Origin of the sequence: Weizmannia acidilactici (assembly GCF_008974185.1) — a bacterium.
In the GTDB taxonomy this organism is placed as follows: Bacteria; Bacillota; Bacilli; order Bacillales; family Bacillaceae_C; genus Weizmannia; species Weizmannia acidilactici.
This window is the reverse complement of sequence record NZ_BKZP01000008.1, coordinates 63,627-82,210: the sequence shown is the minus strand read 5'-3', so window position 1 is coordinate 82,210 and position 18,584 is coordinate 63,627. Positions and strand designations below refer to the sequence as shown.

The window sequence follows — 18,584 nt, the reverse complement described above, 5'->3', positions numbered from 1 at the left end:
ATATGACGAATGTGCTAGGGGTTATCAACTTAATCAACGAAAAACCGATTTTAAAAGAATTGACGCTTCACCGCTGCCTCGCTTCCGTTCCTTTTGGGGGGCGCTACCGTTTCATTGATTTTGTGCTTTCCAATTTTATTCATGCCGAAATTTCGCAAGTTGCCGTTTTTACGAAAGATAACGGCAGATCGGTCTTGGACCATCTCGGTTCAGGGAAAGAATGGGATCTGGACCGGCATAATGGCGGGCTGTTTATTTTGCCGCCCGTTTCAGATGATGCCAAACTAAGGGGCGATATCCAAGGGTTTTATGACCACAGGGAATTTTTTGAACGGACATCGGCAGATCTTGTCATTATTTCTCCAGGGCACCAAGTCAGCAAACTGGATGTAGCCGCTTTACTAGAGTTTCATGAAAAAACGCAGGCGGATATCACGATCGTCTACAGGGAATATGACGGGGATCCGATCCAAAAGCCGAATTACCACCAGGTTACTGTGGACAAGAAAGGGAACATCCTGGATATTGATATGTTCACGGCGCCGCAAAAAGGCGACTGTGTTTGCCTCGAGACATATGTGCTGCCGAAATCATTGCTCATGGACTTGATCCAAACCTGCTATGAAAACGGCGAAGTCGACTTTTTAAAAGACGCGATTAAAGCGAATGTCCATAAATACAACATAAAAGCTTTTAATCATAAAGGAAATATGATTTTCATCCACTCGATGAACAGTTTCCATGCCGCTAACATGGCCCTGCTCAATCCGGATACGATCCGCGCTTTCTTTTATGAAGATTGGGAAGTGTATACAAAAATTAAACATGAACCGCCGACAAAATACGGACAAGCTGCCCGTGTCACAAATTCTTTTATCGCGAACGGCAGCGATATTGAAGGGACCGTGGAAAACAGCATCATATTCCGCGGCGTAAAAATCAAAAAAGGTGCGGTTGTCAAAAACAGCATCGTCATGCAAAAAACAGAAGTGGAGGATGACGCAGTGCTGGAAAATGTCATCGCCGACAAACAGGTGGCCGTCACCCAGCATAAAGTTGTTGTCGGAACACCGTCGCACCCTAAAGTTTTGAGAAAAAAAGAAATCATTTGACGGAGGATCAGCCATGAACGTATTGTTTGCAGCATCAGAATGCGCACCATTTATTAAAACAGGGGGGTTGGGCGATGTGATTCACGCATTGCCTAAATCCCTGAAAAAACTCGGCGTGAACACATCTGTCATCCTGCCGAAATACGAAGATCTAAAACCGGAAGTGAAAGAACGCCTCTCTTTCATGACCAGCATCACGGTCCCAGTCGGCTGGCGGAACCAGTATTGCGGCATTGAAACGCTGGAAGAAGGCGGGATCCGTTATTATTTTTTGGATAACGAGTATTATTTTAAAAGGCACGGCAGTTACGGATTTTTTGATGACGGCGAACGGTTTGCATTTTTTTCACGGGCGGTGCTTGAAGCCCTTCCGTATCTGCAGCAAAAACCGGATATCATCCATTGCCATGACTGGCAGGCGGGGCCGATTCCCGTCCTGTTAAAAGCACATTTCAACAGCCACCCTTTTTATAAAGGAATCAAAACGATGTTTACAATCCATAATTTGCGCTACCAGGGTGTATTTCCGAAAAGTGTGCTGTCTGATCTGCTTGATTTGAGCGAGTTGTATTTCCATGTTGACGGGCTCGAGTTTTACGGCAATGCAAGCTATTTAAAAGCAGGGCTTGCCTATTCGGACTATATTACGACCGTCAGTCCGGCATATGCTTCCGAAATCCAGATGCCGTATTACGGGGAGCATCTTGACGGCTTTTTGCGGATGAAAAGCAACCGGCTGAAAGGGATCGTAAACGGAATCGATACGGATACATACAATCCGGCAACCGATCCGGCGTTGTTTTCTACATACAATGATTATACGGGCAAATTGGAGAATAAAAAAGCACTGCAGGAAGCGCTACATTTGCCGGTTGATGCCAATATCCCCGTTGTATCAATGGTTACGAGGCTCGTGGAACAAAAAGGGATTGACCTGGTGCTGCGCGTCATCCATGAAATATTGGGGCAGAACGTCCAGTTTGTGCTCCTCGGCACTGGGGAATGGCATTATGAAGAAGCATTCCGGCATCTTGCCGGCGAGTATCCGGATCAAGTGTCCGTACATATTTATTTTGATGAACCGTTATCCCATAAAATTTATGCAGGCAGTGATTTGTTTTTAATGCCTTCCAAATTTGAACCGTGCGGCATCGGGCAATTACTCGCGATGCGATACGGCACTTTGCCGCTCGTGCGCGAAACGGGGGGGCTAAAAGATACCGTTCAGCCTTACAACGAATTTACGGACGAAGGCTATGGTTTTTCATTTGCGAATTATAACGCCCACGATATGCTGTATACGGTCGAAAGGGCGGTCTGGTTTTTCCGTTACCAGCCGAAAAGATGGCGTTCGCTTTCGGAAAGGGCGATGAGCCTTGATTTCAGCTGGAAAGCGTCCGCAAATGAGTATGTTCAGCTGTATCAAGAAATACTTTCATAAGCATGGGAAAAGACGCCCAGTTCTAAAGGCGCCTTTTACTGTTTTCTCAGCATATTTCTCCGGCTGATTGCTTTTATAATTGACATCATATCTTAAAAAGTTAACATTTTCCAGCTTCCTGCTTTGATTATTATCATGATCACTCCCAATAGGATGATTTATGGTGGCGTTACCGTAATTGCATCTGGATAGTACCACTTTTTCCTATTTACAAACACGGAAAACATCTACAAAAATTGCGTATTTCTTGCCCTCTTTTTCTGCAAACATTAGAATAAGAAAGGAATATTCCCCGAAGCATGCTGTTTTGGGGCCAATCGTGTCCATATTTGGAGGTTTTTGAAATGAAAATTGGCTGGATCGGACTGGGCCATATGGGAAGCCCAATGGCCAAACGTATTTTAAATGCAAAGTTCGAGTTATTTGTATACAACCGCACGCAATCCAAAACGGAAGAGCTGGCTTCATCTGGGGCAACGGTATGTACGTCACCGCAAGAAATTGCAGAAAAAGCGGATGTCATTGTGACAATGCTGACGGATAATGCGGCGGTGGAAGAAGTGTTGCGGGCAGAAAACGGTATTCTTTCCGGTTTATCGGAAGGAAAAACGGTGATCGATATGAGCACTGTTAGCCCCGACGATTCCGTTCGTTTTGCCGAATGGGTTAAAGCAAAAGGCGGCCACTTCATGGATGCGCCTGTTTCGGGCTCTGTCCAGCCGGCGAAAGAAGGTAACCTCGTGATTCTCGTCGGCGGCGAAAAAGAACAAGTAGATGTTTGCCGCCCGATTTTTGATGTACTTGGAAAAACGGTCATTCATTTTGGAGAAAACGGGAAAGGCAGCGCCGCGAAATTATCGATCAATTTGTTGCTCGGGCTGATTATCCAGGGCGCATCTGAAGCGCTCCTGCTCGGGGAAAAACTCGGGCTGAAAAAAGAAAATATCATTGAAATGATTTCGGCTTCCGCATGCAACACGCCGATTTTCCAAATGAAGAAGAATGCTTTCCTTAACGAAACGTTCCCTGCCGCTTTCATGCTGGAACTGATGTCAAAAGACCTTGGCCTTGCCAAGGCGGAAATCGAAAAAAACGCCATGTCGCTTCCGCTTGCCGGTGCAGTTGAAGAAACATACCGTAATGCAAAAGCTAACGGCGCCGGAAAAGAAGATGTTGCTGCTGTTTACCGGGAATTAAAACACCTCAATTTTTAAAAACAGGAGGGAGTTTATTGGGAGTGGTGCCGGATTATATCTCCAAAAATTTAGATATTTTATTCGTCGGATTCAACCCAAGTTTAAAATTGGGGAAAAACGGCCACCATTACGCCAACCCGAATAACCGTTTCTGGAAAATCCTCTATTATTCCGGGTTGATGCCGAAACAATACAAACTGGAAGAAGATGCTGGGCTTCTCGAGTTGGAATACGGCTTAACGAATATCGTTGCACGCCCGACGAAAGCTGCTGATGAAATTACTAAGAAAGAATATGAAGAAGGCCGCAGCATCTTGAAAAAGAAAATTGAACAGTACCAGCCTAAAATCGTCTGCTATGTCGAAAAAGGCGTTTACCAGCAGTTCAGCAAAAAAAGGCGGCGGGCTGGGGGGGCCAAAATCCGCTCGTTGTGCCGGGAACGATCGATTTTGTCGCCCCTTCATCAAGCGGCCTCGTCCGGATGAAATTAGAGGAAATGGTTAAGATATACCGGCCGCTTGTACAATTAAAAAACAGATAAAGAAGGGGAGAAACAGGGGATGAAACTTATTTCATGGAATGTGAACGGGCTGCGCGCCTGCGTCAAAAAAGGGTTTCTAGACTTTTTTGAACAGGCGGATGCCGATATTTTTTGCGTACAGGAAACGAAGTTGCAGGAAGGGCAGATCAGCCTTGATTTGAATGGATATTTTCAATATTGGAATTACGCTGAACGGAAAGGCTACTCGGGGATAGCTGTTTTTACAAAAAAACAACCGCTGTCAGTGCATTACGGCGTCGGGGAAAAAGATACGGAACCGGAAGGCCGGATCCTGACGCTGGAATATGAAAACTTTTATTTGGTTAATGTATATACACCCAATTCACAGCGTGATTTGTCCCGCCTCGGTTTCCGTCTGCAATGGGAAGATCAGATGCGAACGTATTTAAAGGACCTTGACTGCCGTAAACCGGTGATCATGTGCGGGGATTTGAATGTCGCCCACCAGGAAATTGACTTAAAAAACGCAAAAACAAACATCGGAAATTCAGGATTTACGGATGAAGAACGCGAAAAAATGACCGATTTGCTGAACAGCGGTTTTATCGATACGTTCCGTTATTTTTATCCTGATCTTGAGGGGGCCTATACGTGGTGGTCGTACATGAATAAAGTCAGGGAACGGAACATCGGATGGCGGATTGATTATTTTATCGTTTCGGAAAGGTTGTGCGATGATTTAAAAGATGCCGGCATTTATCCGGAAGTAATGGGGAGCGACCACTGCCCAGTTTTTTTGAAAACGAAATTTTGAAAAACGGAACCGGCCGCAAATTCCGGCCGGTTCCGTTTTTAGCTTGGGGCAGAAACGGCGATATGCTGAAAAGTGACAGAATCAAACAGCCCCAAATCAGTGATTTTCAATTCCGGGATCACCGGCAAGCTTAAAAATGATAGCGTCAGCAGCAGATCAAATCCCTTGTCCTCACAAATTTCCCGTAAGGCTTCCTTGACCGCGGCAAATTGCGCGGCTGCCTTTTCGGTGCTTTGTCCGGACATTAACCCGGCAATTGGAAGCGGCATCGCAGCAAGCAGCTTCCCTTGATCCGCCACAGCCAGCCCGCCGCCGATTTTTTTCAACGTTCCAATGGCGAGCAGGATGTCTTCATCATTCACACCCGCCACAATGAGATTATGGGAGTCATGGGCGATGGTGGAAGCAACCGCACCTGTCCTGATGCCAAGCCCTTTGCAGATGGCCAGGCCGATATGCCCGGTTGCCCGGTGGCGTTCGATCACCGCCAGCTTTGCAAGATCCTGTTCTGTTGATGGCATAAAAGCCCCGCCTGCTGATGGAACTTCCATCACCTTTTTGCGTGTTTCAATCTGATTCGGTATAATTTCAATCACATTGGCTTTTCGGCCTTTCCTGACCGGGATGCACAAATCTTCCTCCGTGATTTCCCGGATAAAAACGGACGAGGAAATAGTTCCGGCCAGTTGATCCAGGCTAACTTCTTTTAACAGTTTTCCATCTCTCGCCACGCACTTTCCGGCTTTATACACGGCTTTGACCGTAAACCGGTCCAAGTCTTCCACAAATATCAAGTCTGCATCATAGCCGGGGGCGACGGCGCCTTTATGTTTCAGGCCGAAACATTGTGCCGCATTAATGGTTGCCATCTGCACGGCTGCCAATGGATTAAATCCTTGTTCCACAGCTAGCCTGATATGATGGTCAATGCTCCCTTCTGCAATCAGATCGTCCAAATGTTTATCATCTGTGCAAAACATACAACGGCTGCGGTTACTGTCATTCACCGCAACAAGCAGGTCTTTTAAATTTTTCGCTGCGGAACCTTGTCGGAGCATGACGTACATTCCGTTGGAGAGCCTTTCTTTCACCTGTTCCGGCGTGACACACTCATGGTCCGTTTGTATACCCGCTGCAGCAAAAACATTGATACCGGCCCGGTCCAGCCCGGCACCATGCCCGTCAATTTTATACGGGGAAGCAGCAACAAGTTTTTCGAGCATTTGCGGATCCAAATTTTTCACACTTGGATAATCCATTACTTCTGCAAGGCCGAGCACCCTCGGATGTTTGTAAAAGGGGGAGAGCTGTTCGTTCAATAAAACGGCGCCCGCATGTTCAAAAGGTGTGGCGGGCACGCATGAAGGGAGCATAAAAAACACATCCAAATCCAGCCCTTCGGAATTTTCCAGCATAAAAGTAATGCCGGCTTCCCCGAGCACATTTGCGATTTCATGCGGATCCGCCACAACTGCAGTCACACCGTGCGGCAAAACGACTTTTTCAAATTCAGAAGGGCATACCATAGAAGACTCAATATGGACATGGGCGTCAATCAGCCCCGGTACGACAAAGCAATCCCCCGTATCAATTGTTTCTTTGCCTTCATAAGTGCCGATTCCGGCAATGGTCCCATCGGTAATGGCAATATCCCCGGATAAAATTTCAAGGTTAAACACATCGATGATTTTTCCGTTTTTAATGACTGTATCTGCAGGGATTTCCCCGACCGCCACCAGTATCCTTTTTTTCAATAGTTCCATTTCCACCGCCATTACCCCTTTCTTTCGCGAATGCATGGCGTTTGTTGCATTTATTTAGTAGTTTATTATAGAAACAGGAAACTGCGGAAGCAAGCAGATTGTAAGAAAAGATACCGAAGATAAACTTTCTATTTTTGGTTCTATTCATGTTCCAGCCGGAATAGGATAAAAAACGGAACCTGTGCAGTGATAAAACAGCTTAAAGCAACAGGGAGGTTCAAAATGGCAGTTGTAAAAGCAACGAGTGCAGATATCGATTTATTGGCGCGGCTCTTAAGGGCAGAAGCAGAAGGGGAGGGGCAGCTAGGTATGCTGCTTGTCGGCAATGTCGGCATTAACCGGATCAGGGCCAACTGTTCAGATTTTATCGGCATACGGACGATCCCGCAGATGGTTTATCAGCCGCACGCTTTTGAGGCGGTAATCCATGGCTATTTTTACCAGCGGGCAAGGGAAACTGAACGGCGGCTCGCGAAGCGTGTTGTGAACGGGGAAAGGTACTGGCCGGCAAAATACAGTTTATGGTATTTCAGGCCGGAAGGGGACTGCCCGCCCACATGGTACAACCAGCCGTTCGTTGACCGGTATAAGCTGCATTGTTTTTACGAGCCCACTGCAGAAACATGCGTTAATGTTTATATGACTTTTTAAGAAGCAAGTTTTTTCTCATTCGGCAGGAACCAAGAAAGAATGGCCCCGATCATCGGCAAAAACGACAGGATGGTAAATACAGCCGCAACGCCGAACAGGTCGGAAATGCCGCCCATAAACACAGAACCGATTCCGCCCGCGCCAACGCCAAAGCCGATTGACAGGCCAGACGCCAGGGCAATATTTTTCGGCAGAAGCTTCTGCATATAAACCACGCCGACAGAAAAACTTGATAAGACGCTGAAGCCGAAACAGAGCAAATCCAAAACGGAAAGCCAGCCGCTTAAATGCGGAAGCAAAAGCGCAAACGGCGTGGCTAGGAACATGGAAACAACAAGCAGCCGTTTCATCCCGACCCTGTCCGAAATCATCCCGCCAAAAAGCGTGCCGAGCGCACCGGCCCCGACAAACACAAAATTCAGCAGTTCAGTCGTTTCCAAGCTTGCATGTTTCAGATAAAACGGCAGGAAAATAACGACGCCAACCTGGCACCAGGAACGTAAAATGATCACAAGGACGAGTAGAATGACGCCGGGAATATGGTTTTTTCCGGCCATTTCTTTTTTAGTGCGTTTGATATTCTGGACTTTGCCGTTCATCCAGCCGAGCAGCGGAACTGTCAAGATGAGCGATAAAAATGCGACCGGAAGCAGCCAGATGAGGCCGTGGATGCCGGTATGGGCCAAAAAGAGCGGAATCATTAACGGCCCGACAGCCTGGCCAGCATTTCCGCCCACCTGGAAAATGGCCTGCGCCAATCCTTTTTTCAAGCCGGACGCAAAATGCGTGCCCCGTGAAGCTTCAGGATGAAAAACACCCGAACCGAATCCAGATACGGCAATGCATACTAAAAGCCATCCAAGGGACGGCGCAACCGCAGTAAAGGCAAGTCCGGAGATGGACAAAAAGACCCCAAGCGAAAAAAGCCAGACGCGCGGCCTGCGGTCTGTCAGCATGCCAAAGACCGGCTGTGTCACGGACGAAGCAAAATAAGAAACGAGCACGATTAACGTGGATTGCGTATAATTTAAATCCAACGCATGCTTATACATGACGACCAGAGCGGGCACCATGCCGGTAGTGACCAGGTCGTTCAAAAAGTGTGCACCGCTGAACGTATAAAGCGCACGCCGGTAAAGCAGATTTTCAGCCTGTAGCGGCGCCGAAGAAAAAGATTGACTTCCCATACATACTCCCGCTTTCCTAAAAATTCTTCCAAACCTCCAGAAGCAAGGAGGCCGACAGCCTGGCAAAAAGTAAAAATGAGAGCTGTACGAATATTGTAACATAAACCGCCACAAAAACGTCAAAAATGGTGCAGGAATACAGTTGTTTAGAAAAGCAGGAGGGAAGGTCATCCGTTTATTCTCTTCGTACCTTGTAGGAGGTACATGAATTGCTGAAGGGATTTTCCGGTTAAAAAATATCAAAAGGCTGATTTTGCATTTCTCCATACTGCAGGGTCACTAATTTTCATCGATTTCACCCCAAAAAATATGGTGTGCCGCGGCTGGCCTGAAACAAAACACAACCGTCCAAAAGGGAAACGGGTCCTTCTGAACGGCATGATGAGGGGAATATTATTTGTTTATTTAAACGATGCATAGCCGTCATCGAGCATAACAACGCTGCCATTGATGACATCCGCTTCTTCGAGGGTCAGCAGGTAAACTGCATTGGCGATTGCTTCCGGCCGGATCAATTCTTTCCGCATTTGCTGTTCTTTCATTTTCTGCGTCATTCCGGCATCTTTATAGGCCTGGATAATCGACGTATCCACGCTGCCCGGGGCAATGCCGACTACCCGGATGCCGTATTGGGAAAGTTCCAATGCCGCGTTTTGGGTCATCATCCGGACCGCGCCTTTGGAAGCTTGGTAAGGGAACGTCCCGAAATTGGCCAAATATCCGAAAACAGAAGCGGAATTGATGATCACACCTTTTATATCAAGGTCTCGCATTTTCCTGCCGGCAGCAATAATGCCGTACGCCACTCCGTGCTGATTGACATCAATCACGTGCAAATAATCTTCTATATTTAAACTCAGGACATGTCCCATCTTCCCGATCCCGGCGTTATTAAACATAATATCTATAGATCCGTACGTTTCCACAGCCTGGTCAACAAGCGCTTCCACTTCTTCAAATTTCGAAACATCTGTATTGACAAAAACAGCTTCTCCGCCTTCCGCTTTGACCAGCTCGGTCGTTTCAAGCCCTTTTTCTTCATTAATATCAGCAACGACGACTTTTTCGCCTTTGCGCGCAAATGTTAAACATGTTTCCCGGCCTATCCCGCTGCCGGCGCCTGTAATGACTGCTACTCTGCCTGACATGGTGCATTCCTCCTGGTCTTAAAGATTAAAAACCCCAAAGATTAGTAAGCGCTTACCATTCTTTGCAATCTTTAGTGTAGCACCACAAAAAAAGGTTTACAATATAAGAGGGTACTTTTCAAAAAAATGCCTTACATCAATTTCCAGTTTTTAAAACATCCATAAAGTGTAAAAGCGTAAGAAAGGATATAAAAGAGGGCCGTCCTTTTGTCATTCCGGCGGCAATTATGATTTATACTTCAATAAAATTCTTAAATAAGACGCTTTTTGTTGGAGGGATAACGACTCATCTTCTAAAATATGTAATAAGAGGCGGTCAAGAATCCATTGATTGCCATTATATTTATCGAGAATTTCCTGAATATCCTTTTCGAATTGTTCCAATGAATACATGTTGAAAACTCCTGTGACACATTCATAGTTGGGTGCAAACAGATGCAAAATTGATGCATCATGTAAGCTATTTAAAAACATTGTAGCAATCCCATCGTTACACTTACATTACACAATCAGGTTGGAGGGTGCTTGTGTATGCCGTACGTTCAAACCGGATACGGGCAGGTCTATTGCTCAATTAGACAGAAACAGCCAAACAGCAGCGACGGTGTCATGGTCCTTGTCCATGCGGCAATGTGCGACCACCATCTATTCGATGACCTTATTCCGCATTTAGAACAGCATTTCCAATTGATTTTATATGATTTAAGAGGGCATGGGAAAACGCAGGCGGAAAGGGGGGCGGAAGATTATACACTTGATACATTTGTGGAAGATTTAAAGGTTTTATTGGAAACCCTCCAATTAAACAAAATCCGGCTTGCCGGCATCGGCTTTGGGGCATTAATTGCAGCAAAGTACGCCAGATTATACGAATCGTCCGTTGAACACCTGGTTTTGATGTCACTGCCTTGCTATCCGCCGCATATCGGAAAGCAGGTAAGGCAGTTCCAAGTACAAATCAGCAATAACGGACGTTTTTTCCCTGCCATGTATTTCGTCGAAAACATGACCATGCTTTTCCCGGAAGATCCCGCAGTCCAAAAACTGAAAAACTGTCTGGAAATACAAAAGCCGGAACTATTCATCCGTCTGGCCGCTATTATTGCGGAAGCTTCGCCGGTGGAAGATTTGCGTGCCATCAAAATTCCGGTATTGATTTTATCCGGCGACATGGATTGCATATTTCCGCCGCATTATTTGTTCCTCCATTTATATGCGAAGCCAAATATATTTTTTCAAACAGTAAATGACGCTAAAATGCTGGTCACATTAGACAACCCGAAAACAACCGCATCCCGCATTTTATCTTTTATTCTGCCGGATACCAGCAAGGTTGCGGCAAGCCCGTTTTTTTCAAACATAAGGGATCAGACCATAAAATTCACTAAAGTGATATACAAACAGGCCGCCAAAAAAGCGCAATGGTATAAGCAAATCCGGGTCGACTTTCTAGACCGTTTTCGGGTCTTCATTAACGGGAAAGAAATCGTGGACGGATGGAATCGCAGAAGTGCCAAGCAGATCCTGATTTATTTGGTTTTTCACCAAACCGCTTCCAGAGAGCAAATTTGCGAGGCGTTATGGCCGGATGTACCGCTGCAGCAAGCGAGAAAGAATTTAAGGGTATATTTGTCTTATTTAAAAAAATTGGTAAACATTAAAGAACAATTTATTACAATGGATCGGGAAAATGTTTTCCTGTCAGGCAATATTACAAGCGACACGCTCGACTTACAGGACTTGATTAAAGAAGCCAAAAACGAGCCAAACGAAGGGATAAAATGGCGGAAATGCCAGCAAATTATGACAATTTTAAAGCCCGGATTTTTAACGGCCATTTATGATGATTGGTTCATGGAAATTCGTGAAACCATTGAAAACGATTTAATCAATTTAGTATTATGGTGTGAATATTATTTGGACAAACATTATGATGCGGAAAAAAGCATCCAATTTTTAAGTGAGTGTATGTCGGTGATTGATAAAAATGAGAAAATTTATGACCGGATCATTGAGCAATACAGGCGCTTGGATGATGATAAAAATATGAAAAAATGGATGAAAATGAAATATGACGTACTCTGGCTCGAAGATTAATGCTATATGTGTGATCAAGTGAATAGAACGAACAATGCGTTCTATTGCAAAAACCCGTTTCTGTCTCATTATTAAAAGTAATCTCTTGTTTTGAGACAGAAACGAACCTTTTTTGCAGAACTGTTTATAATATATATTATGTAAACTAATTTATTTCTTCGTAATGTTAGGGGTTCTTCCCTTCAAGTTCCTATAAAAAAATTATTAGGCACTTCCTCTTCTAAGTTCCTCATAATTTTTCGCCAGTTTTTTGTTGAACAAATTATCTATTTTTTAGACGATAATGAACATCTTTTGAACTAGTTATCAATAATCGTTTATTATCAGCGGTTGGCGCCTTAATTGAGTTGCAAAAACGCATGACATTTTTTCGTGTCATGCGTTTTTTGATAAGGCGTGATGTATTATTTCCGCCAAAAATTCGTATATTCTGCTTTATCCTGAATATTAAATTCAATCATTTTCTCAAGCAATTCGTAATTTACCGGCTCATTCCACGGAATTCGAAACAAGCCTTTGGTAGCGGTGTAGCCAGCTTGTGCAATGTCATCGGCAAAGTGCGCAATGCCTACTTCTTCGGGTGAAACGCTCAAATGATGCTTCGCTGTGGAAAAGCCGATGATAAATGTGCCGTGATCGGCAAACATTGGTGTATTCCATTTGATTTGCGGTTCCAAATTTAGGAATTTATTAGCAACCCACGCCAAAATTTCCTCTGTTCGGTCGCGGTGGTCGGGGTTATCGATACCTGCTAAATATTTTTCAAAAACTTCCATGTCTTCCTCCTTCGATATTATGCTATTTCCGCCAAAAATTCGAATTCTCTGCCTTATCCTTGATATTAAATTCAATTATCTTCTCTAGCAATTCGTAATTAACTGGTTCAGTCCATTGAATTCGGAACAAGCGTGAAGAAGCGCTGTAGCCAGCTTGGGCGATTTCATCGGCAAAATGCACCATTGTCTCTTTTTCGGGTAAAATGCTCAAATGATTTTTTGCTGTGGCAAACATAATGATGTATGTGCCGCGATCGGTAAACGTGGGTTTGTTCCACTTGATTTGCGGCTCCAGGTTTGGCAATTTCTCAAGCATCCACGCAAAAATCTGCTCGGCTCTCTCTTTTTGAGCAAACACACCTTCCTTTACGGATAGTGCTTCGTTGACTCCCCCGGAACTGAAAGCACTGCCACGTCCTCTATAAACATATTCTATCAGAATTGCCAGTAATAAAGGCACCAAATACTTTAATAAAGTCAAAATGTTACTCAACAATCTGGCCCTTTAATGGAATAAGGAATGATTATTTGTTCCCTTCCGGTAGCTTTCTATATAATGAAGCTCTAGATCCATTTGTAATTTCACAAATTTGCTTTACAGTCGTACTCCCTTCTTTATATAGCTTTACTGCATAATTCATACCTGCTGATTTTTATGACATTTCTTTAATCGGCCTTTAAACTTTCCTTCTATCTTGGCCAGTTCAATCCCTTCACGTTGACGCATACGAATAAGATCTTGTTCTAATTGGTTAACACCAGCCATTATCGTAATTAAGAATTGGCTGTTTGGATTATCTTCTGATAAATCTAACCAGGTATCCTTTAATGATTTTAAACTGGCCTTTTTCCCCCGTATGTAATCAATCCAAATAAATCCTGCGTAATTCGAGTGATCCGAGTTAAGTCTGCAACATAAATAATGTCACCTTCCTGTAAATCCTCTAACATTTTTGAAGTTGCTCACGATCCTTTGTTGCTCCAGAAATTTTTTCTTCAAAAATAATATCCATTCCGATTTAGTTCAATTGCTGAAATTGCCTTGAAGGATTTTGGCTAGTCGAACTGACACGGTTTTTGAGACAAGTCTTATGAGACACTCTTAACTATGATTTTATCAGTCTACTACACTCTATTGATATATAAAATAATTGCAGAATGAGATGATACTGTATGAAAATTGCGAGAGGTAAAGAATTGCTTACACCGGAACAGCGACAGGCCTTTATGCAAATTCCTAAAGATTAGTGGGTACAAGGAACCTACTACACTTTTTCCAAACGAGATTTAGAAATTATAAATAAGCGAAGGAGAGAAGAAAACCGTTTAGGGTTCGCCGTTCAATTAGCCGTTCTTCGGCATCCCGGTTGGCCATACACTCATATCAAAAGCATCCCAGATTCATCATACATTATATATCGAACAAATCGGTGCCACTCCATCTTTGCTTAGTCTTTATCCTCAAAGAGAAAATACACTTTGGGATCATTTGAAAGAAATTCGTAATGAATACGACTTTGTAACTTTTACACTAAAAGAATATTGAATGTCATTTAAGCATCTTCATCAATTAGCTTTGGAAAATGGGGGTGCTATTCATCTACTACATGAATGCATAGATTTTCTAAGAAAAAACAAAATCATCCTACCTGCTATCACTACACTTGAAAGTTACCTGGCTTCTGTCATGGACTTGCATACCAGAAAGATTATCGGCTACTCTTTTGACCGCCATATGACGACTGAATTGGCCCTTAAGGCAGTAGAAAATGCTTATCAAGCACAACGGCCAGGTCCGGGATTGATCTTGCATTCTGATTTGGGGTCCCAGTATACAAGCGAAAAATTTGCTGAATACATGGAAAAGAAGCAGTTTAAACACTCCTTCAGTAAAAAAGGTTGCCCATACGATAACGCCTGCATTGAGTCTTTCCATGCAATTCTGAAAAAGGAAGAGATCTACAGAGTCAACTATTTGAACTTTCAAGCTGCCAGAAGAGCCTTATTCGAATTTATAGAAGGCTGGTACAATCGGAAACGGATTCATAGCTGCTTGGGCTATATGACGCCACAAGAAACAGAAGACAGTATCAAAGGGGCAGCGTAGTGCTCTTCACAATTTTACAAGCATCCGCTTTACATGGAGTGGCGGGCGTGGTAGGCTTGTTTGCCATGCGAAAGAAATCATTGCCCCTTTCGCCCTTCGCATAACACCACGTCCGCAGAGGCTCCATGTCAAGCAACTAAAGATTAAAGGAAAAATATGGAATGGGATCATAATTTAAATTTCATTTTTCGGTGTCCAAAATATTGACTTAAAACCAGGTTGGCTTTTTATTATAAAGTTTGATTCACTCGTAACACCCGCATGGCATTTAGAACGGCTAGTACTGTGACACCTACATCTGAGAAAACAGCTTCCCACATTGTTGCAATCCCCAAAGCACCTAATAGAAGGAAAATTCCCTTCACTCCTAAAGCAAACATAATATTTTGCCAGACAATTTTACGAGTTTGTCTTGCGATTCCAATGGCCGTTGGGATCTTAGAAGGTTCATCTGTCATAATGACGATGTCTGCCGCCTCAATGGCTGCATCAGAACCTAATCCCCCCATTGCTATGCCTACGTCTGCTCGTGCCAGAACAGGTGTGTCATTAATACCATCACCGACAAACACGAGTTTTTCCTTTGGAGATTTTTGTACATCTAACTTCTCAATTTCTGCTACTTTATGTTGCGGCAACAATTCGGCATGTACTTCATCCAGTCCTAACTTTTTGCCTACTATGTCTCCGACTGTTTTGGCATCTCCCGTCAACATGACTGTCTTTTTAATACCTAGTTTCTTTAATGAACGGATAGCTTGTGCTGAATCTTCTTTTACTTCATCTGAAATAACAATGTATCCCGCATATTGTTTATCTACTGCGACATGAACAATGGTTCCAATTTCATTTGGCTCTTTGAACGAGATTTGTTCTTTTGTCATGAGCTTTGCATTTCCAACTAAGATTTCTTTTCCATTGACTGTTACTTGAATCCCATGTCCAGAGATCTCATTATAACCTCGGATAGCTTCTTCTTTAATCACTTGTCCATATGCATTTCGAATAGATTGGGCAATCGGATGGTCGGAATGAACTTCTGCAAACGCTGCATATTCCAACAATTCTTCTTTAGACATTGCACCCGTTGGATGGATACTTGTTACGTTAAATACACCTTTGGTTAACGTACCCGTTTTGTCGAATACAACATATTTCACATCATTTAAAGCTTCTAAATAGTTACTACCCTTTACAAGGATACCCGCTTTGGATGCAGCACCAATTCCCCCGAAGAATCCGAGTGGGATGGAAACAACAAGCGCACATGGACACGAAATAACCAAGAATACCAATGCCCGATACACCCAATCTGAAAACGTCGCTCCACTTATTACAAGTGGTGGAATGAAGGCTAATGCAACTGCAACGATCACAACTACAGGTGTATAATAACGAGCAAATTTAGTAATAAAGTTTTCTGTTGGTGCTTTTCGACTACTTGCATTTTGGAAAAGGTCTAAAATCTTAGATACAGTTGATTCTCCAAATCCTTTTGAAACTTCAATCGTTAAGACTCCATTTTTATTAATGAAACCACTTAACACATCACTTCCAGCTTCCACTTCCCGTGGGACTGATTCTCCTGTTAAAGCAGATGTGTCCACCATAGAGCTACCTTCTACGACTTTTCCGTCTAATGGAACTTTTTCACCGGGTTTTACCACAATGAGATCTCCAATTCTCACTTCTTCTGGAGACACTCGTTGAATATCATTACCGACCTTTACATTAGCATAGTCTGGCCAAATATCCATCAATGCACTGATAGACTTGCGGGAACGATTAACCGCGATCCCTTGAAATAATTCGCCTACTTGATAGAATAGCATAACAGCTACTCCCTCTGGGTACTGCTTGACGGCAAATGCTCCGATAGTTGCTAGAGCCATTAGAAAGTGCTCATCAAACACTTGCCCTCTCAGAATATTTTTAACCGCTTTAAGAACAATGTCTCCCCCTATAATAATGTAGGCAATAAGAAACAATCCGAGCTGTACAGTACTGGAAACAGGTGCGAACATCCCAATTCCGGCTATTATGGCACTAATTCCTAATCGAACTAACAATTTTTTCGTGTCTTCACTTCCGGTATCATTGCAATGATCACGTTCATGATCGTGCGATTCTGACAAGACTTCTACTTCCGGTTCTAATCGTTTAATAATCTTTGTCGCTTCTGTTTCTAATCGATCTATGTTAGATGGATTAGAACTTACAAAAATTAGTTTTTTGGAAACAAAATCAACAATGGATGATGTAACACCCTCTAGCTGTCCCACTTCTTGTTCGATTTTTGCAGCACAATTCGTACAATCTAATCCTTTTAAGTATAAAGTTCGAGTAATGCTTCCTTTTTCTTGTAGGTTAATATGCGGTTCTAACAATTTTACTTTTTTCTTTACTTCGGATACAACAGTTTCCTCTTTTGTTTGTTCTGTTTCCAACGTAAGTGTTTTGGTTGCAAAATTAACAGAGCAAGCTGAAACACCTGCTATTCCTTTTACACCATTTTCAATATTCATGGCGCAATTCGCACAATCCAATCCTTCTAACGTAAATTCTCGCTTTATCTTCTGTTTTTGCTCTTCCATCCGTTTCTCGTCTCTCTTCCCTTTTATATTTTATCTTCATTAACGTGTTGCAATATTTGATCAAAAATCTGAATGATATGACTATCAGCAAGTGAATAATACACTACTTTTCCTTCTTTTCGATTTTTTACTAGCTTGGCTTGCTTTAATACCCGCAACTGATGAGAAATAGAAGATTGCGACATACCGAGTAAATACGCTAAATCACATACACACATTTCCGATTCAAATAAAGCGTATAGAATACGTGTTCTTGTTCGATCCCCAAGTATTTTAAATAGATCCGCCATCTCAGTTAAGATTTCTATACTTGGGATCTTTTCTTTAACTTTTGCTACGACTTCTGCATGAATAATCGTTCTGCCACAAGTTTCTTCACATACTTCTACTGTTATCATTTTGTTTTTCATTTTGTCACACCCTTTTATATATGAACAATAATTCATATGTTCATACGATTGTTTTAATTATATGAAGCATATCTACGTAATGTCAATAAATATCCGCTATTACAGAGGAAATATTTGGGAACAAATCAACAATCTACTCATTTACATCACAATGATAACGAGATACAACTGATTTACATTCATATTTAGTTGCTGAAGGCAGATTGATTTTAGATAAAAAGTCAATAAATTAATTAAAGGTTCTTTATCTGATGTCATATTCCATACTGAATAAGATTTGGGATCAGTTATAGCAAAATAACCAAGTATAATGAGTTATGGTTTGACACGAAAATCCTGCTTTCAAAGTCCTGATCCGGCTTCTTTCAAATTAGCATGCTTTGACCACTTGTTCAATTATCCATCACAAAATGCTGTTCCATGAATCAAAATGTTGTCTCATTCATATGTATAAAGAAACAGTTTATGGGAGAGATTTTAATGGCTGTCGTGCATTATTTTGAAGGCCGGCTGCTTGTGCTGAGCCGGCTGATGGATGAAATTCCCACTGCTGGCCAGGATATTAAAATAAAAGGCCGGAAAGGAAAAGTGGCCGGTGTATCAGAAAAAGGAGAAAACATCTTTCATGTTCAGGTCACATTCGAACCGGTAGTGAAAAGACAAGCGCTTCTTTCGGACAATAAAAAGAAAAGGCGGTAAAACAAAAACTTTCCTAAATCGGCGGAAGGTTTTTCTCCTCTTACGCTTGACATGTAAAAGGGATGACCCAGGCAGGACATCCCTTTT

15 protein-coding genes and 4 pseudogenes are annotated in these 18,584 nt (G+C 42.9%); 10 read left to right on the top strand and 9 right to left on the bottom strand.

Annotated features, from left to right (window positions below; all coding sequences use genetic code 11):
• The first annotated feature begins 2 nt into the window (after positions 1–2).
• The 5 genes and pseudogenes from glgD to BpJC4_RS05390 all read left to right on the top strand — a co-directional run bounded on the left by glgD (position 3) and on the right by BpJC4_RS05390 (position 5,065).
• A complete protein-coding gene (gene glgD / locus BpJC4_RS05410) occupies positions 3–1,112 on the top strand; it encodes a glucose-1-phosphate adenylyltransferase subunit GlgD (RefSeq protein WP_151680530.1) in 1,110 nt (369 codons plus the stop codon).
• Positions 1,113–1,125: 13 nt separating this feature from the next.
• Entirely contained in the window at positions 1,126–2,553 is a 1,428-nt protein-coding gene (glgA, locus tag BpJC4_RS05405; protein ID WP_151697612.1) for a glycogen synthase GlgA, read from the top strand.
• 299 nt (positions 2,554–2,852) lie between these two features.
• The gene (locus BpJC4_RS05400; protein WP_151697611.1) at positions 2,853–3,767 is read left to right on the top strand and encodes an NAD(P)-dependent oxidoreductase; all 915 of its coding nucleotides are present in this window, start codon (positions 2,853–2,855) and stop codon (positions 3,765–3,767) included.
• Positions 3,768–3,784: 17 nt separating this feature from the next.
• Positions 3,785–4,290, top strand: a pseudogene (locus tag BpJC4_RS05395) (mismatch-specific DNA-glycosylase).
• A gap of 19 nt (positions 4,291–4,309) precedes the next feature.
• Complete coding sequence (locus BpJC4_RS05390; RefSeq protein WP_151680528.1) at positions 4,310–5,065, top strand: exodeoxyribonuclease III; 756 nt, start codon at positions 4,310–4,312, stop codon at positions 5,063–5,065.
• Positions 5,066–5,103: 38 nt separating this feature from the next.
• Here the strand turns inward: BpJC4_RS05390 and ade are convergent, their stop codons facing one another.
• Complete coding sequence (ade, locus tag BpJC4_RS05385) at positions 5,104–6,840, bottom strand: adenine deaminase (protein ID WP_151680527.1); 1,737 nt, start codon at positions 6,838–6,840, stop codon at positions 5,104–5,106.
• A gap of 210 nt (positions 6,841–7,050) precedes the next feature.
• On the opposite strand from ade, the gene BpJC4_RS05380 reads away from it, so the two are divergent.
• Positions 7,051–7,479 carry a cell wall hydrolase gene (locus BpJC4_RS05380; RefSeq protein WP_151680526.1) on the top strand — a complete coding sequence of 143 codons (429 nt, stop codon included), beginning with the start codon at positions 7,051–7,053 and terminating at the stop codon, positions 7,477–7,479.
• Here the strand turns inward: BpJC4_RS05380 and BpJC4_RS05375 are convergent.
• From BpJC4_RS05375 to BpJC4_RS16075, 3 genes are all read right to left on the bottom strand, one after another.
• A complete protein-coding gene (locus tag BpJC4_RS05375; protein WP_151680525.1) occupies positions 7,476–8,666 on the bottom strand; it encodes an MFS transporter in 1,191 nt (396 codons plus the stop codon). The two genes, BpJC4_RS05380 and BpJC4_RS05375, sit on opposite strands and share 4 nt — an antisense overlap.
• Positions 8,667–9,067: 401 nt before the next feature.
• Positions 9,068–9,814 carry an SDR family NAD(P)-dependent oxidoreductase gene (locus BpJC4_RS05370; RefSeq protein WP_151680524.1) on the bottom strand — a complete coding sequence of 249 codons (747 nt, stop codon included), beginning with the start codon at positions 9,812–9,814 and terminating at the stop codon, positions 9,068–9,070.
• Between the two features lie 225 nt (positions 9,815–10,039).
• A complete protein-coding gene (locus BpJC4_RS16075; RefSeq protein ID WP_172967421.1) occupies positions 10,040–10,207 on the bottom strand; it encodes a hypothetical protein in 168 nt (55 codons plus the stop codon).
• Between the two features lie 138 nt (positions 10,208–10,345).
• Between BpJC4_RS16075 and BpJC4_RS05365 the strand changes: the two genes are divergently transcribed.
• Positions 10,346–11,911: an alpha/beta hydrolase gene (locus tag BpJC4_RS05365; RefSeq protein WP_151697610.1), complete on the top strand. Its 1,566-nt coding sequence runs from the start codon at positions 10,346–10,348 to the stop codon at positions 11,909–11,911.
• Between the two features lie 404 nt (positions 11,912–12,315).
• On the opposite strand, the gene BpJC4_RS05360 is transcribed toward BpJC4_RS05365, so the two are convergent.
• From BpJC4_RS05360 to BpJC4_RS05350, 3 genes and pseudogenes are all read right to left on the bottom strand, one after another.
• Positions 12,316–12,687, bottom strand: coding sequence for an iron chaperone (locus BpJC4_RS05360; RefSeq protein ID WP_151680522.1), 372 nt, complete (start codon positions 12,685–12,687; stop codon positions 12,316–12,318).
• Positions 12,688–12,709: 22 nt separating this feature from the next.
• Entirely contained in the window at positions 12,710–13,045 is a 336-nt protein-coding gene (locus tag BpJC4_RS05355) for an iron chaperone (RefSeq protein ID WP_253724290.1), read from the bottom strand.
• Positions 13,046–13,211: 166 nt separating this feature from the next.
• Positions 13,212–13,787, bottom strand: a pseudogene (locus tag BpJC4_RS05350) (recombinase family protein).
• A 73-nt stretch (positions 13,788–13,860) separates the two neighbouring features.
• On the opposite strand from BpJC4_RS05350, the pseudogene BpJC4_RS05345 reads away from it, so the two are divergent.
• Positions 13,861–14,360 (top strand): annotated as a pseudogene (locus tag BpJC4_RS05345) (DUF4158 domain-containing protein); the annotation flags it as partial.
• Positions 14,360–14,794 (top strand): annotated as a pseudogene (locus tag BpJC4_RS05340) (IS3 family transposase); the annotation flags it as partial. The pseudogenes BpJC4_RS05345 and BpJC4_RS05340, both read left to right, overlap by 1 nt.
• Before the next feature lie 230 nt (positions 14,795–15,024).
• Here the strand turns inward: BpJC4_RS05340 and BpJC4_RS05335 are convergent.
• Positions 15,025–17,388 (bottom strand): heavy metal translocating P-type ATPase, encoded by a 2,364-nt coding sequence (locus tag BpJC4_RS05335; RefSeq protein ID WP_151697609.1) that lies wholly within the window; start codon positions 17,386–17,388, stop codon positions 15,025–15,027.
• A gap of 23 nt (positions 17,389–17,411) precedes the next feature.
• Positions 17,412–17,786, bottom strand: coding sequence for an ArsR/SmtB family transcription factor (locus BpJC4_RS05330; protein WP_371862154.1), 375 nt, complete (start codon positions 17,784–17,786; stop codon positions 17,412–17,414).
• Positions 17,787–18,278: 492 nt separating this feature from the next.
• On the opposite strand from BpJC4_RS05330, the gene BpJC4_RS05325 reads away from it, so the two are divergent.
• Positions 18,279–18,497, top strand: a complete 219-nt coding sequence (locus tag BpJC4_RS05325; RefSeq protein WP_151680519.1) for a hypothetical protein — start codon at positions 18,279–18,281, stop codon at positions 18,495–18,497.
• Positions 18,498–18,584 lie beyond the last annotated feature (87 nt).

What these genes read in the sequence shown, in the direction of transcription:
- BpJC4_RS05360 (WP_151680522.1), bottom strand. Translation starts at nt 12,687, where the DNA reads ATGGAAGTTTTTGAAAAATATTTAGCAGGTATCGATAACCCCGACCAC.
- BpJC4_RS05380 (WP_151680526.1), top strand. Translation starts at nt 7,051, where the DNA reads ATGGCAGTTGTAAAAGCAACGAGTGCAGATATCGATTTATTGGCGCGG.
- BpJC4_RS05390 (WP_151680528.1), top strand. Translation starts at nt 4,310, where the DNA reads ATGAAACTTATTTCATGGAATGTGAACGGGCTGCGCGCCTGCGTCAAA.
- glgA (WP_151697612.1), top strand. Translation starts at nt 1,126, where the DNA reads ATGAACGTATTGTTTGCAGCATCAGAATGCGCACCATTTATTAAAACA.
- BpJC4_RS05400 (WP_151697611.1), top strand. Translation starts at nt 2,853, where the DNA reads ATGCTGTTTTGGGGCCAATCGTGTCCATATTTGGAGGTTTTTGAAATG.
- ade (WP_151680527.1), bottom strand. Translation starts at nt 6,840, where the DNA reads ATGGCGGTGGAAATGGAACTATTGAAAAAAAGGATACTGGTGGCGGTC.
- BpJC4_RS05370 (WP_151680524.1), bottom strand. Translation starts at nt 9,814, where the DNA reads ATGTCAGGCAGAGTAGCAGTCATTACAGGCGCCGGCAGCGGGATAGGC.
- BpJC4_RS05365 (WP_151697610.1), top strand. Translation starts at nt 10,346, where the DNA reads ATGCCGTACGTTCAAACCGGATACGGGCAGGTCTATTGCTCAATTAGA.
- BpJC4_RS05375 (WP_151680525.1), bottom strand. Translation starts at nt 8,666, where the DNA reads ATGGGAAGTCAATCTTTTTCTTCGGCGCCGCTACAGGCTGAAAATCTG.
- BpJC4_RS05325 (WP_151680519.1), top strand. Translation starts at nt 18,279, where the DNA reads ATGGCTGTCGTGCATTATTTTGAAGGCCGGCTGCTTGTGCTGAGCCGG.
- BpJC4_RS16075 (WP_172967421.1), bottom strand. Translation starts at nt 10,207, where the DNA reads ATGTATTCATTGGAACAATTCGAAAAGGATATTCAGGAAATTCTCGAT.
- BpJC4_RS05335 (WP_151697609.1), bottom strand. Translation starts at nt 17,388, where the DNA reads ATGGAAGAGCAAAAACAGAAGATAAAGCGAGAATTTACGTTAGAAGGA.
- BpJC4_RS05330 (WP_371862154.1), bottom strand. Translation starts at nt 17,786, where the DNA reads ATGATAACAGTAGAAGTATGTGAAGAAACTTGTGGCAGAACGATTATT.
- glgD (WP_151680530.1), top strand. Translation starts at nt 3, where the DNA reads ATGACGAATGTGCTAGGGGTTATCAACTTAATCAACGAAAAACCGATT.